The organism is Lacticaseibacillus rhamnosus (assembly GCF_900636965.1).
In the GTDB taxonomy this organism is placed as follows: domain Bacteria; phylum Bacillota; class Bacilli; order Lactobacillales; family Lactobacillaceae; genus Lacticaseibacillus; species Lacticaseibacillus rhamnosus.
Window position 1 is genome coordinate 1,017,502 of sequence record NZ_LR134331.1, and the last position, 15,051, is coordinate 1,032,552.

Below are 15,051 nucleotides of genomic sequence, written 5' to 3' on the forward strand. Positions count from 1 at the left end.
CTTTAAATACCTTCGAAACGATGCTTTATATTTTTGGACAACAAAAATAGCCCTCAAAATCTTACCGCTTATGGTGGAGAATAAGCGTTGACAGGAAGATTTTCCGAGGGCCGATTATTGCGCCTAAATGTTACTTCACGTTATAGGTTTTGGTGCCAATAGTTTGGAAACTGGCATTTTCAAACGTAACAGTCACTGGATTATCATTTTTTAGTTCATAAATAAAGACACCTTGAACAGTTTTACCTGGTAGTAAGTTATTATGCATAGCGTTCTCTTGCGCTTCGAAAGGATTTGAGCCATCGTCATTCATTTTAGGCATTCCGCTGGTTAAGTCGACATTTGAAGTGTCATTTTTTTGTTTAACATTCATCGATACCATTCCAGCCATTGGCATCTGTTCTTTCTTGGAAGTGTTTGTAACGTCCACAAATAAGACAAGATTCTTCTTTCCTTGCTCGTAGGCATCCTGGACTTCTGCTTTAGTGAACTTGAAGGTCATATTTGCTGTGACCCAAGTATCATTTTTAAAGGACCAACCACTTTTTGGGGTAGAGGTTTTGTTTTCTGCCTTTTCTGCTTTTTCAGCAGTGGAAGTTTTGGCGGCTGACGAGTTATCCTTACTTGCTGAACTGGAACTACTGCAACCGGCTAAAAAAAATATTGATAAGGTTGCGACTGTCACTAAAATCAGTTTTTTCATTTTCTCCTCCTAGGACTATCATGCTGACTAAGCAACTTTGTTTTGCTTGCGTGGATGTTGCAAAAACAGGAACACAATAGCAATAATTAATAGAACAATAGCAGGAAACGCAAATACAGCAGAAATGCCAAAGCAGAGTGATCCAATGACTCCCAGGATTCCGCCGACAAGTGAAATATGGTGTTTGTAGCTCTGCCATAGTGCAACAGCGTTTAGAACTACGCCAATCCACGCAACGGTGTAAAAGAAAATGCCTGCGCCAGATGTGACATTGGTTTTATTGGCCGCGTCATTAACGGCAGTTGCAAAGATAACAAACCAAGATGATGCGAAGATAAAGCAGGCAACAATGTCGTAAATGGCAGTCCAAATATTAATCTTTATCTTGCCCATAAAAATCCAACCCCTTTACAAAAAGCTTTTGTATCATAACGACACTTAAATAGGATCAACACCAAAGCCTTGTGTGATAATACTTAGATACAACAATTAGGTTTATTTTGATTTGGGATATCACTTCTTTCATAAATGCCAACGTTTCATGTAAATAGTGCAATGGGATTTTTATTAGTTCGTAATTTCCCAATACCGTTTTAAATTTAAGGCAGTGAGATAGATTAATGCAAACTTTACGCTTGGGCGTGCTTATTCGGTTTTTTTAAATGAGTAGTACAAGCAGCTGCAATCGGGTACCATAGGAATGAGGTGATCGCGATGAAGAAGCATAGTCGGCATAGTGAAGGTGTGTGGCTGGATATCGTTTGTTGTATCAGTCTATGGCTGGCGGTTGGAAGTTTGGTGGCCGCGGCAACGGTGATTCATATTAATCGGCCATATATCATTATTATGTTGGCATTAGCTTTTTGTGCGATTGGCGAAACAGTGGCGGTTTTTAAAAATTGGTGATTGGCCAGAATGATCTGCATCAGTCAGGTAAATCCTGGGTGTGAATCCGCTCTCATTTTTCGCGACGAGTGTAGCATAAGTTTATCTTGCTTATCAAAAGATATGCATGGTAATTTTGATTTAAAAATTAAAAGTGACACTAAAAAATGGCCTCGGAAAGTTCAAATTCCAAGGCCATTTTCTTAGTGTTGCTTATTCGACACGCTTTACCTTCGCATGGGCTAAGCGCCGACGATTGAGCCATTTCCGTCCTTCTTCGATTAAGAAGAGTGGAATCGGGATGATGGCTAGGAAGATCCAATCGGTGAGGGCTAGTGGGCCCGTGTGGAAGAGTTCCTGTAAGAACGGGGTGTAACTGAGTAGGGCCAGCAGGAAAATTTCAAAGATAATGCCGAACCAGACAAGTCGATTGGCAAACAAACCGACTTTGAAGACTGAGGCATTTTCCGTGCGGCAATTCATGGCTGCGGCAATTTGACAGAAGATAATCGCAGCTAGGGTCATGGTAGTTGCCATGACATAAGTTGAACCGCTTGTGGCTAAACCATGTGTCGGCCAGCCGTCCAGATGATTGACGAAGAAGTAGGCGCCGCTAGAGATGATTGAAGCAATCAGTCCGTACCACGCGAAGGCTTTCCACAAGACGGTTCGGCTCATCAGGTGAGCATTACGTGCGCGCGGTGGTTTGTCCATAATCCCGGGCTCGGCTTTTTCAGATCCCAGTCCCAAAGCAGGCATCATGTCGGTTCCGAGGTCAACGGTTAAGATTTGCATCACGGTTAACGGTAGGGGAATAGCGCCACGTGAGAAGAGGAAAAGCGCAGATGGCACAGCTTCAGGCAGGTTAGAGTTCAAAATATAAATCAGGAACTTTTGAATGTTGCTGTAAACAGTTCGACCTTCTTCAATCGCCGCAACGATAGAAGCAAAATTGTCGTCCGTGAGAATCATATCGGCTGCATCTTTGGCGACGTCTGTTCCCGTCACGCCCATTGCCACGCCAATATCGGCTTTTTTCAAGGCGGGTGCATCATTGACGCCATCACCGGTGGAAGCAACAATTTCACCCATTTCTTGAAGGGTTGAGACAATTTTATATTTTTGTTCCGGTGCTACCCGCGCAAAAATGATTTCGCCAGCAAGCGCTTGTTTGAGGTCGGCTTTACTCATAGCATCCAGTTCGGTGCCGGTGACGACGCGGGCTTTATCAGAGGTTAAGCCGATTTTGACCGCGATAGATTTAGCAGTCAACGACGAATCGCCGGTGACCATAATAATCTTGATACTGGCGTTATGACATTTTTTGATGGCCGCGTAAATCTCTGGTCGTGGCGGATCGGACATAATTGCTAAGCCAACGAATGTGAGCTTGGTTTCAGCCGTTTCAATCGTCAGACCATCGAGCTGTTTTTCTTTGTCAGCTGCTTGTGGGATTTCGCGATATGCCGTGGCAATTGACCGCAAACCTAAAGCTGCATATTTACGGTTGGCCGCATCAATGGCATCTTTGTCAGCTTGCTTTAGCGGTCGGACTTTACCATTTTCTTGAATGGTATCGCAATGTGGTAATAAATCGCTTAATGAGCCTTTGGTACAGATGGAGAGCGTCTGGGGATCGTGTTGGTGGATGGTGGTCATGCGCTTTCGATCCGAGTCGAACGGCAATTCTTTGAGTCGCGGGAACTTCTGGGTGTAGGCGTTCGTATCGATGCCTGATTTTTGCGCCAAAATGACCAGCGAGGCTTCGGTTGGAGTGCCGAGAATTTTCGGTCGTGCTTCGCCTTTTGCCGGTTCGACTTCAGTATCATTATTAAACGCGACCAGTCGGATGAGTAAATCCAGGTCCGGATCGCTACCATAGTGAATCGGTTGACCGTTTAGCTGGATCTCGCCGTTGTTGACATAGCCTTGGCCAGTGACGGTATAAGTGTGCGCCGGCGTCCAGACGTGATCAACTGTCATCTGATTCTGCGTTAGGGTGCCGGTTTTATCCGAGCAGATAACGGTGGTTTCACCAAGCGTTTCGACACTGTTTAGATCTTTGAGTAAGGCGTGTTTTCTCGCCATCCGCTGAACGCCTTGTGCCAGCGACAACGTGACAGTCGGTAAAAGCCCTTCCGGAATAAACGCAACGATCATGCCTAGCGCAAAAATAAAGCTTTGCGCGACCGGATAATGGACAAAGAAAATAGCAGCAACGAAGAAAAGTACCCCTAAACTGATCGCAATCAACGAAATCTGTTTGGTTAAGCGATTGAGTTCCAGTTGCAATGGGCTTAGACTGCGCTTTTGTTGCTGGGTTAACGCGGCAATCCGGCCGAATTCCGTATGCATTCCTGTTGCAAACGCCACCGCCGTTGCAGTACCGGCGCCAACAGTGGTACCGGCATAAACAAGGTTGGACTCGGCAAACTCGCCTTGTCCGGCATCAAAAGCAACTTTTTTGGATTCGGGTACGGATTCACCGGTTAAGGCACTTTGATCAACCTGAACGGAGGTAGCTTTGATTAACCGGGCGTCAACAGGGACCGCATTACCGGCTTGCAGATTAAACACATCGCCAGGGACAATTTGGGTCGCATTAACTTGCTGCAACTTGCCATCACGATAGACCTGCGTATAGGTCGGCAGCATTTTCATAAGTGAATTCGTCGCTTTTTGAGCTTCATGTTCTTGCCAGTAGCTGAAAACACCATTAATAATATTGACTAACCAAATTGCGATGCCTAGCTCCAATGTGCCGGACAAAATGGCAACAAATCCGCTGACCCAAAGTAAGATCGCCATCACGCTGGTAAAGTTCTTGAGAAAGATCAACAGCTGCGATGCCTGCTTTTCGCGGGTGATCGTATTTTCACCGTATTTTGCTAGCCGGGTTGAAGCTTCCTGTTGACTCAATCCGGTTGAAGTTGTGTGTAAATCAGTCATTAAATCTGCAATTGATTCAGTGGCAAACTTACGCCGCGTCTCCTTTTCATTCTTCATGACTCAAGCACGTCTCCTTTGAAAAAACGTTTAACTCCATTCTAACGTTCTGCGGGATGGAAAACACCAAAAGTGCTAATTTTCATGAGTTGGCGGGGCAGGATAAGCGACTTCTCCTTGTAAGCCGCGCTCAAGAAAGGTGACGGCTTCATTCACCGCGGCGTTGAGATCAAATTGTGATTGGATATCGAGTATGACCGGAAGCAGATAACTGAACACTGTGCCGAAAATGTACTGCAGAATTCGGATCACCGGCCAATTAACGAGAACGCCTTTTTCTTGATACGCGGTTAGTAAATGCGTGGCTTCACCCAAAAATTGCGTTTGAAACTGTTTTGCTAGTGCCTTGCTCAAAGATGAATCGCGCAAAAGGGTGGCAATAAGAATACGCAATTGGGCTTGATTGGTGATGGCAAATGTCATGCGATCGCGGACAATAAACGTTAAAAAAGTATGCAAATCAGGCAGATGATGCTCGCCAACTTCATGAATAAACTCTGTGATCGCACTGGGGATGACCTGTTGAATCATCGGAGCCAATAGCGCACGGAGAATACCTTCTTTGGTCTTAAACTGTTTGTAGACAGTGCCTTCGCTGACTTGGGCGACCCGGGCAATTTCTTGGGTACTGGTGCGATCGTATCCTTGTTCGGAGAAGAGCTTTAAACTGGCCTTGAGTACGGCTTGCTGTTTGGTTGATAGCTGACTATCTGCAAGGGATGCCGAGAATAAATCGGTGATATTATGCGGTTTCATCGAGCTACACTTCTTTCATAAATTGAATTAATTTCAAACTTGACGATATTTGCGCATTGTCAAAAGATTCAAGTCTAAAAATAGCAGGAAAAAGCCTACCAATGCAATGACATCAGGGTATAAAACTGCTAGTGATTGGCCTTTGGTAATAATTCCGGTTAAAGCATTGGCACCATAATAAAGTGGCATCAAATGCGCAATGGGTTGCAGCCATCCAAGCATCTGATTGACAGGAATCAATCCGGTGAAGAAAATCTGGGGGATCACAATAATAGGAATAAACTGCAACATCTGAAACTCACTGTTGGCAAAGGTTGAAATGAGCAAGCCGAGCGCAAGGGCTGTTGATGCCAGCAACAAATTGATCAGAAAAATGGCCGGAATGCTTCCAAGAATTTGGATCTTAAAGACCACCAAGGCATAACCGACAATCAAAACCGTTTGAATGACCGCAAAGATCCCGTAACCAAGTAGGTATCCACTGATGATTTCACCGCGACGAATCGGAGTCGCCAGCAAGCGATAAAGCGTTCCGGTTGTCCGTTCGCGCAGTAAGGCAATGCCGGAAATAAAAAAGACAAAGAAGAAGACGATAAAGCCAATAAGAATCGGTAACAAAGTATCAAAGTAAGTGGATTCAGACGAGCCGTAGCGATAGTGGGTTGTCATGCGATAATTGGTCTGCTTGGGTTGTTGCGGGATGGGGACTTGTACCGCACCGTGCGTGGCTTGTTGTAACGCGTCCGTCAGTTTATTTAAGGCAATCGCTTGTGTTTTAAGGCTGGTGGCCGCAGCTTTTAGTCTTAACTTAACGGTGGCAGCCTGTAATGTTTGCTTCAACAGCGTGCTTTGTCCCTGATCGGTGTTGGCAAGCGTTAACGTAAGCTGATTGCCATGTTGCGTTAAAACGCCCGCATAATCATGCTGTTTGATTATGCGGGTAGGTTTTTCAGTGCCAACGTGATGTAATCTTAAATGCTTCGTATCCATCGCCTTGGTTAAGGATGTTTGGACGCCATGCACGGCCAAATCAACCTTTGTCGTTGTGTTGGACTGAAATAAGAAGAAGATTAACGTCATGATAAACAAAGGCGCGATAAACATTAAGGCCAGTGTGCGTTTGTCACGTAACATTTCTTTGAAAATTCTTATCATCAAAGCTTCAATGCGCATCTTGCTGCCTCCCTGCGGCTAGAAATACCGCTTCAATCGAATTCGCTTGATAGTCAACTTGCAACTGCTTCGGTGTGCCTTGAGCGATTGCTTGACCATTGCGAATCATCATGAGCAGATCCGCTTCTTCAGCATCCGCCATCACATGGGTGGTTAAAATAATTGTCACGCCTTGTTTTGCCAGTCGATGCAATTCCTGCCAGATTTGGCGACGTAACGCAGGATCGATGCCAATCGTCGGCTCGTCTAAAATCAACAATTGTGGTTTGCCAATTAAAGCGATGGCCAATGATAAACGTCTTTTCATCCCGCCTGAATAATCCTTGACGAGTTGTTTAAGGGCAGTTTGTAAATCAACAACGTCAGCAGCATACATTAACTGTTTGGTCAGTAAGTAACGGCCAACGCCTTGCATTTTGGCAAAAAAAGTGAGATTTTCGGCTCCGGTTAAGCTTTCGTACAACGCATCGGTTTGCGCCATAAAACCAATGCGGCCTAATAATAAGCGATTGGGAACATGCTGGTTAAAAACGGTAACCTTCCCGGCGCGAGGACGGATCATCCCCATAATGGTGCTGATCAAAGTTGTTTTACCAGCGCCACTAGGACCGATCAAAGCGAGAATCTGACCGCGATTCAATGTTAGATTGATGTGGCTAAGCACCGTTTTTGTACCGTAACCCTGTTGAAGATCGGAAACCTGGACGATTGCTTGAGTTGACATTTGATTCGCCACCTTCTTTTTGATAGTGAGTACTCACTCACCTGCATTGTAAGCTATTTGTTAAAAAATGCAACTGATTTACGTATCTCGACCGATGCCTAGGAATTGCGGCGATGAGGCTAATTGTGATGCTGCGTTTGAACTTGGAGGCTGTGAAGGCGGTGCCACGCTTCGTCATTTGTTTCCGTCCTCGCCCGTTCGGTTTCTCGTGGTATAATTATTCAGAAGTTCGATTTTTAACAATAATGGAGGGACGCGGATGCGCACCTATCTCGCAAACTTATTAACTTGGTCCACACTTATTAATCTGGTTGACATCCTCGTCGTCTGGTACGTCATTTATCGCTTGATTATGCTGGTTCGCGGTACAAAGGCGGTTCAATTACTTAAAGGTGTCTTTGTGATTGCGGCCATCAAGATCATTTCCTGGTTCTTGCAGCTGAAAACAGTTGGGTATTTAACGGATTTGGTGATTACATGGAGTGTTCCGGCGCTGGTGATCATTTTTCAGCCTGAAATTCGTCGCGGGTTGGAACATCTTGGTCGGGGCTCACTGATTTTCCGTAGCAATAATAATCAGCATGAAGCAGAAGCGCGGATGGTCAAGGAATTGGATAAAGCAATTCAGTACATGAGCAAGCGTCGAATCGGGGCATTGATCACCATTCAAAAGAATACCGGCCTTGAAGATTATATCGAGACGGGGATTCCGCTTGATGCCGATATTAGCGGTGAATTACTGATCAATATTTTTATTCCTAATACACCGCTGCATGATGGGGCAGTCATTATTCGGGATAATCGGATTGCTGTCGCTGCGGCCTATTTGCCATTGTCTGATAGCAACCTCATTCCCAAAGAACTTGGCACCCGTCATCGGGCGGCAGTGGGGATCAGTGAGGTCACGGATGCTTTGACAATTGTTGTGTCAGAAGAAACCGGGGAAGTCACGATTACGAATAACAACAACTTGATTCGCAATCTGACCCGTGAAGACTACATGAAGTTTCTGACCGCACAGCTGGTACCTAAAGAAGAAGCACCTGATCCCAATCCGGTTGTCAGTTTCTTTTCACGTCTTTTTAGTCAACGTAAAAAGAAGGAGGGCAAGCAATGAATCGCTTATGGGATAAACCATGGGTCAATCGGTTGTTAGCCTTGCTTCTTGCAATCGGTTTGTTTGCCTATGTTAATGTCGAGAGTATTAATAATACCCGGCAAAGTGCCAATGATGACACCACCTTGGTCGCTAATAAAACGCAGACCGTGAAAGTGCCGCTTCAGGTTAATGCCAATACCGACAAGTATTTTATTACTGGATATCCGTCAAAAGTTTCAGTAGCATTGACGGGCACGGCTTCTTTAGTCACAATGACAGCAAACACACAGAATTTTCGCGTCATTGCTGATTTAACCAATTTGGGTGTCGGGAAACACCGGGTTCGGCTGAAGGCGGAAGGATTGAATAAGGATCTTAGCTATTCTATTTCGCCAAAGTCAGTGAAAGTTGACATCCAGGTTCGGGATAACAAGACGATGCCGATTCAGGTTCGGTATAATAAGGCAAGTATTGCATCTGGCTATGCAGCTGGTGAACCGAAACTTTCAACGCGCACTGTTGAAGTGACCGGTGCCCGCTCCGTTATCGATTCTATTGCGCAAGTGGTTGCAAATGTCTCGTTAGCGCATAATACGCGTAAGTCGGTTGATCAAGAAGTCTTATTACAGGCACTGGATGACAATGGCAATACCATGAATGTTGTTCTATCACCGCAAACAGTGCACGTCACCTTGCCAATTTCCCAGCCCAGTAAAAAAATAAATGTCGAGCTGAAGCAAACTGGCAATGCCGTCTCCGGACATACGTATGCCTTGTCGTCAGATACAAAACAGGTTACCGTATATGGAGATCAACAGAGTTTGGACAAGCTCAGTAAATTGACCGTTCCCGTTGATGTCAGTGACATAACATCAAGTACTACCCGAACATTTAATGTCACGGATTTAAACGATGGTATTTCTGCCGCTAGTCCGGAAACGATTAAAGTGACTGTCAGTGTTGGTAATACCGGTAGCGGTGATGACGACAATAGTGGTAATAATAGCAGTGGCGCTGAGAGCTCGGCTACTTCATCAAAGACTGCTAGTACAAGTGCCAGTGCTTCTCAATCAAGCTCTTCAAGTGAAAGCACATCGACAAGTGAAGATTAATGACTGGAAGAAATGAGGAAGAATTAAGATGACAAAGTATTTTGGTACCGATGGTGTTCGCGGCATTGCTAACAAGGAATTGAGTCCGGAAATGGCGTTTCGGTTAGGCCGGACAGGCGGATACGTTTTAACGCAGCATAAGGAAGATGCCAGTCGCCGCCCATTGGTTTTGGTTGCTCGCGATACGCGAATTTCTGGCCAGATGTTGGCCGATGCATTGATTGCCGGTTTACTGTCGGTCGGAATTGAAGTGCTGGATCTTGGTGTTATTACCACACCGGCTGTGGCTTATTTGATTAAAATTCAAGGGGCCGATGCCGGAATTCAGATTTCTGCTTCACACAATCCGGTAGCAGACAACGGCATTAAGTTCTTCGGCGCCGATGGTTATAAACTCTCCGATGAAACCGAAGAAGAAATCGAAGCCTTGCTGGATGCACCGGAAGACAAGTTGCCGCGCCCTGCTGCAGAAGGATTGGGAACAGTCGATGATTATCCTGAAGGTGCCCTTAAATATACGCAGTTTTTGGAACAGACGCTTGCTGATGATTTGAGTGGCATCCATGTTTGTCTAGACGGCGCTAATGGTGCTACCAGCGGATTGGTCAGCCGTATTTTTGCTGACCTTGAAACTGACTTTGATACGATGGCGACAACGCCGGATGGTTTGAACATTAACGCTGATGTTGGCTCAACCCATCCGCAAGCCTTAGCTAAGTTCGTAGTTGAAAAAGGGGCCGATGTTGGCTTGGCTTTTGATGGTGACGGCGATCGCTGCATCGCGGTTGATGAGGAAGGCAATATTGTCGATGGCGATAAGATCATGTTCATCCTGGGCAACTACATGAAGTCTCAAGGTCGATTAAAGCAGGACACAGTCGTCACGACCGTTATGAGCAATCTCGGCTTGTATAAGGCGCTGGAAGCTAATGGCATGAAGTCGGTTCAAACGGCAGTCGGTGATCGGCATGTTGTCGAAGCGATGCGCAAAGACGGCTATAACATTGGTGGCGAGCAATCCGGCCACATCATTTTGTTTGACTACCACAACACTGGCGATGGGATGCTCACGGGTATTCACTTGCTGAATGTTATGAAAAAGACTGGCAAAAAGCTTTCTGAACTGGCAGCACCGGTTAAGGATTACCCGCAAAAACTTGTCAACGTAAAAGTGGCGGACAAAGAAAATTGGCAAGCCTATCCGGAAATCCAAGCAGCCATTGATACCGTGGAAAAAGAAATGGCGGGTGATGGACGGGTACTCGTCCGCCCTTCAGGTACTGAACCACTGTTGCGGGTCATGGCAGAAGCCAAAACCGAGGACTTGGTGTCACGATATGTTGATCAAATTGTCGATGTTGTTAAGCAGGAAATGGGAAGCTCGGAAGCCTAACTCTGGTTTGAATTGAATTGTCAGCTCGCTTAGGTTGAGTTGGATGATGAAGGTCTAAACTTGATGCTGAGGTGGATCAGCATTCGATAAATCTTTCCAAAAGTGAATCGGTCGTAGTGACGTGTTTGTCGCTACGACCGATTTTTTTAGTCAACTTTTTTCAGTTGCCGTTGCTAGGCGTATTCTTTAAATTTTTTTAAGACTAAAGTGCGCGTTTGTGCAAAACCTTGTTATAAAGGGAAACGATTAACCGAAATGACGGCTTTTGGCGATCTGATATAGACCGGTTTTACTTACTAAAGTATACCACTGAAAAACAGGTGTTGACATATCGCTTTGTAAAACATATAGTTAGCCTTGTTTTTAACAATACCAATAAATAAACCTGTCTAAACCAATTTTGAGACAGTCGGAAAAGGATGTTGACTATGTGTGGAATCGTCGGTGTTATCGGTAAGAAAAATGCAACCCAAATCTTGCTTAAGGGACTTGAAAAACTTGAGTATCGTGGTTACGACTCAGCAGGTATTTACGTTAATGATCAGGCAGGCCATGATCATTTGATTAAGCGGGTTGGCCATATTTCGAACTTGGAAGAAGCAGTAACGCCTGATGTTCAAGGCGTGATGGGGATTGGACATACACGTTGGGCGACCAATGGCGGTCCGACCGAAGCCAACGCACATCCGCAAGTTTCCAATGATGAACGCTTTTATCTCGTGCATAACGGGGTTGTGACCAACGCCAATGACCTGAAGCAACAGTATCTTCAAGATATTGAATTGCACAGTGATACTGATACAGAAGTCGTGGTTCAACTCATCGCGTTATTCGCTCGGGAAGGATTGTCAGCCAAAGAAGCCTTTCGGAAAACGTTGAAAATGATTCAAGGTTCCTATGCTTTTTCGATGGTTGATCGTTTGGATCCGACAGTTTTGTATATCGCTAAAAATAAGAGTCCTTTATTGATTGGCCGCGGTGAAGGCTTCAATGTCGTTGCTTCAGATGCATTGGCGATGTTGAGCGAAACCGATCAGTTTGTTGAACTGAAAGATCAGGAAATTGTGACCCTAACCGCTGATGCAGTTCATATCGAGACCCTTGATGGTAAGGTAGAAGATCGCAAGCCGTTTACCGTCAAAGTCGATGATGGCGAAGTTTCAAAGGGAACCTATCCATTCTTCATGCTCAAAGAAATTGATGAACAGCCAATTGTGATGCGGCGACTGGTTGAAAAGTATACCGATAATCAGCAGCATGTGGTGATTCCTGAAAACTTAATGAAAGCCTTACAGAATGCAGATCGGCTTTACATTGTTGCCGCGGGGACCAGCTACCATGCCGGGTTGGTTGGTGCTCCTTTGTTTGAACAGCTGGCTGGCATTCCAACCGAAGTCCATGTTGCTTCGGAATTTGCTTATCATCAGCCATTACTCTCCAAACATCCGTTGTTTATTTTCCTGACCCAAAGTGGTGAAACTGCTGATATTCGTCAGGTTTTGGTTGAAGTCAAAGCGCAAGGTTATCAGACACTGACGATTACCAATGTTGGCAGCTCAACCCTTGCCCGTGAAGCAACTTTCACCTTGTTGCTGCATGGCGGGCCGGAAATTGCGGTCGCATCAACCAAGGCTTACACCGCCCAGATTGCAGTAGAAGCCTTGGTAGCCAAAGCCGTTGGTGAAGCAAAGGGCTTACAAAACGCTAAGGACTTTGATGTGATTCACCAATTAGGTTTGGCAGCAACCGGCCAACAAGCACTGATTGATCAAAAGGATCGGATTCATGAATTGGCAACCGATATGTTCAAAACCACGCGCAATGCTTTTTACATTGGCCGTGGCGGCGACTACTATGCCAGTCTTGAAGCCGCATTGAAACTCAAGGAAATCAGTTATGTGCAGGCTGAAGGGTTTGCGGCTGGCGAATTAAAGCACGGCACCATCGCTTTAATTGAAAAGGATACCCCAGTCGTTGCCATCATCTCCGACCCAGTGACCGCTGCTCGGACCCGCAGCAATGCCGATGAAGTGCAGGCGCGCGGAGCCAAGGTATTACACATTGCCATGGCGAGCCAAGCCCAAAAAGGTGACCAGATTATCGTCGACGAAATTGATCCGCTTCTGGCGCCACTGGTTACGATCATCCCAGCACAACTGCTGGCTTACTTCACGAGTTCCGATCGTGGGTATGACGTTGACCGTCCCCGCAACTTGGCTAAGTCGGTTACTGTTGAATAGGTCTAAGCTCATAATGGCATGAAAAATTCCATGACGGTTAAGTTGATATTTAAATTTAATGTCAGTGGGGATTAAACAAAAAAACTGTTCGCCAAATGTGGCAAACAGTTTTTTTGTTTATTGAAGGCTACCGAGCGATCTAAAGAAGGCTACTTAAGATACGCTTCACTTAATGCCATGAATTGTTGGGCATCTTTAGCGGCTAAATCAATTCCTTGCTGCCAAAATTCTGGTTGGGTCAAGTCAACGCCGAGGTGCTTTTTCGCTAGTGCTTCCGTGCTCATGTTGGCGGTGTCCCGCAATAAGGCAATATAATCATCTTCAAAATGATCGCTTTGCTGTGCCTTAGCGTAAATACCGCTAGAAAACAGGTAGCCAAATGTATATGGGAAGTTATAAAACGGTGGGTTGTCAAAATAAAAGTGCAACTTATCGGCCCAATACATCGGATCAAATGAACTCAAGCCGCCAGCGTAAGCCTTCTCCTGAGCCGCGGTCATCAAGGCTTTCAGGCGGGGAACGCTTACAATACCGTGCTCACGTTCTTGATAGAAACTGTCCTCAAACAAGAATCGCGCATGAATGTTGAGCAGCATCGCTAGTGGATTGGCCATTTTTGCGTCTAATAAGTTGAGCTTTTCTGCCGGTTCGCTAGCAGCTTTCACCGTCGCATCGGCAACAATCAATTCGGCAAAAGTTGACGCAGTTTCGGCAACGTTCATGGCATAGTTTTGTCGCAAAACCGGCATATCCTTCAAAATAGAACTGTGGAAAGCATGCCCTAGTTCATGAGCAATGGTTGATACACCAGACGCCGAACCGTCAAAGGTCATGAAAATGCGACTTTCTTTGACATCCGGAACACTGGTCATGTAACCGCCTGCCCGTTTGCCCGGTCGATCTTCTGCTTCAATCCAGCCATTTTCAAACGCATGTTGCGCAAAGGCGGCCATTTTAGGTGAAAACTTCGCAAAATTATTAACAATGAATTCTGCAGCTTCGTCAAAAGTGTAGGTCTTCGGCTTGAAGTCGCCAACAACCACTGGTGCCCATTGATCTTGCCATTGCATGGTGGACTGCCCGGTTAATTGGGCTTTGCGCGTGAGATAGGCAGCGAAAGGCGCTTTATTGGCGCTGATGGTTTGCCACATTTGATCCAAGGTGGCACGCTTCATCCGGTTATATTGCAGTGGCTTGTATAGATAATCTGGATACTGATGTAAGCGATAGTTGGTCAAGCGGAACCCGGCAATATGGTTGAGGGTTTCGCCAAACAAACTGGCATGATCGCTCCAAACTTGTTCCCAAACATTGAAAACGTCCTTGCGCGTCTTAGGATCAGGTGCACCTTCAAACTTATTTTGCGTTTGACCGGCACTTAGCTCGGTCGTTTCGCCATTTTGAGTGATCGGGAACTTAAGACTGCCACTGAGCGTTGTATAGTGATTACTCCAGCCGGTGAATCCATCAACCGCCAAGTCATTGATCATGGTTTCGGTTTTATCATCAAGCAATTCCTTGGCCTGATCACGAATTTCACTTAAACCAAAACGACTCTCAGCCAATGTACCAGTAGCCGTCAACTGATCGAAAGCAGTTTGTGGCATGGCGGCTAATTTCTTTGCCAAGGGGTTGTTAATGTTTTGAAAACGGGTTTCTAGTGTTGTAAGTTGTCCTAGCAGGGGACCGGTTTTTAAGTTGGCAGTATCGGCGCTGGCAATCATTTCGACAAAACTGCCTGTGGTGCCGAGACCTTTACTGATATCTTCAAAAAGTTGCCAAAGCGTTTTGAAATCGGTAAACTCAGGGGCATCATCTTCAGGCGACCACGCTGCTACTTGGGCTTCAAGTTGGGGCAATTCGTCGGTCACTGTCTGAATCCGTGCGGTAAGTTGTGGCGAGTCGATGCCACCTGGGAAGATTGAATCAAGATTCCAATTAATGGGGTAAGACATAACAG

12 protein-coding genes are annotated in these 15,051 nt (G+C 45.6%); 5 read left to right on the forward strand and 7 right to left on the reverse strand.

The annotated features are described in order from the left end of the window. Window positions 1-130: 130 nt before the first annotated feature. The gene (locus EL173_RS05285; RefSeq protein WP_005688758.1) at window positions 131-703 is read right to left on the reverse strand and encodes a DUF5067 domain-containing protein; all 573 of its coding nucleotides are present in this window, start codon (window positions 701-703) and stop codon (window positions 131-133) included. A gap of 27 nt (window positions 704-730) precedes the next feature. After that, on the reverse strand, window positions 731-1,096 hold the full coding sequence (locus tag EL173_RS05290; RefSeq protein ID WP_005688760.1) for a hypothetical protein: 366 nt from the start codon (window positions 1,094-1,096) through the stop codon (window positions 731-733). Window positions 1,097-1,417: 321 nt separating this feature from the next. Here EL173_RS05290 and EL173_RS05295 point away from each other — a divergent pair, with 321 nt between their 5' ends. Then, window positions 1,418-1,609, forward strand: a complete 192-nt coding sequence (locus EL173_RS05295; RefSeq protein WP_005688762.1) for a hypothetical protein — start codon at window positions 1,418-1,420, stop codon at window positions 1,607-1,609. A 192-nt stretch (window positions 1,610-1,801) separates the two neighbouring features. On the opposite strand, the gene EL173_RS05300 is transcribed toward EL173_RS05295, so the two are convergent. From EL173_RS05300 to EL173_RS05315, 4 genes are all read right to left on the reverse strand, one after another. Then, window positions 1,802-4,594 (reverse strand): cation-translocating P-type ATPase, encoded by a 2,793-nt coding sequence (locus tag EL173_RS05300; protein ID WP_005688764.1) that lies wholly within the window; start codon window positions 4,592-4,594, stop codon window positions 1,802-1,804. A gap of 75 nt (window positions 4,595-4,669) precedes the next feature. After that, window positions 4,670-5,350, reverse strand: coding sequence for a TetR/AcrR family transcriptional regulator (locus EL173_RS05305; RefSeq protein WP_005688766.1), 681 nt, complete (start codon window positions 5,348-5,350; stop codon window positions 4,670-4,672). Window positions 5,351-5,383: 33 nt separating this feature from the next. Continuing rightward, window positions 5,384-6,523 (reverse strand): ABC transporter permease, encoded by a 1,140-nt coding sequence (locus EL173_RS05310; RefSeq protein WP_005688768.1) that lies wholly within the window; start codon window positions 6,521-6,523, stop codon window positions 5,384-5,386. Continuing rightward, on the reverse strand, window positions 6,513-7,247 hold the full coding sequence (locus EL173_RS05315) for an ABC transporter ATP-binding protein (protein ID WP_005688770.1): 735 nt from the start codon (window positions 7,245-7,247) through the stop codon (window positions 6,513-6,515). Before EL173_RS05315 ends, EL173_RS05310 begins: the two co-directional genes overlap by 11 nt. 259 nt (window positions 7,248-7,506) lie before the next feature. On the opposite strand from EL173_RS05315, the gene cdaA reads away from it, so the two are divergent. The 4 genes from cdaA (at window position 7,507) to glmS (ending at window position 13,091) form a co-directional block, all read left to right on the forward strand. Beyond that, a complete protein-coding gene (gene cdaA, locus EL173_RS05320) occupies window positions 7,507-8,364 on the forward strand; it encodes a diadenylate cyclase CdaA (protein ID WP_005684581.1) in 858 nt (285 codons plus the stop codon). Beyond that, window positions 8,361-9,458, forward strand: coding sequence for a CdaR family protein (locus EL173_RS05325; protein WP_005688772.1), 1,098 nt, complete (start codon window positions 8,361-8,363; stop codon window positions 9,456-9,458). Before cdaA ends, EL173_RS05325 begins: the two co-directional genes overlap by 4 nt. A 28-nt stretch (window positions 9,459-9,486) precedes the next feature. After that, window positions 9,487-10,851, forward strand: a complete 1,365-nt coding sequence (gene glmM, locus EL173_RS05330; protein ID WP_005688773.1) for a phosphoglucosamine mutase — start codon at window positions 9,487-9,489, stop codon at window positions 10,849-10,851. 428 nt (window positions 10,852-11,279) lie between these two features. Then, window positions 11,280-13,091, forward strand: coding sequence for a glutamine--fructose-6-phosphate transaminase (isomerizing) (gene glmS, locus EL173_RS05335; protein WP_014571238.1), 1,812 nt, complete (start codon window positions 11,280-11,282; stop codon window positions 13,089-13,091). 149 nt (window positions 13,092-13,240) lie between these two features. On the opposite strand, the gene EL173_RS05340 is transcribed toward glmS, so the two are convergent. Further along, entirely contained in the window at window positions 13,241-15,046 is a 1,806-nt protein-coding gene (locus EL173_RS05340; protein ID WP_005713700.1) for a M3 family oligoendopeptidase, read from the reverse strand. Window positions 15,047-15,051 lie beyond the last annotated feature (5 nt).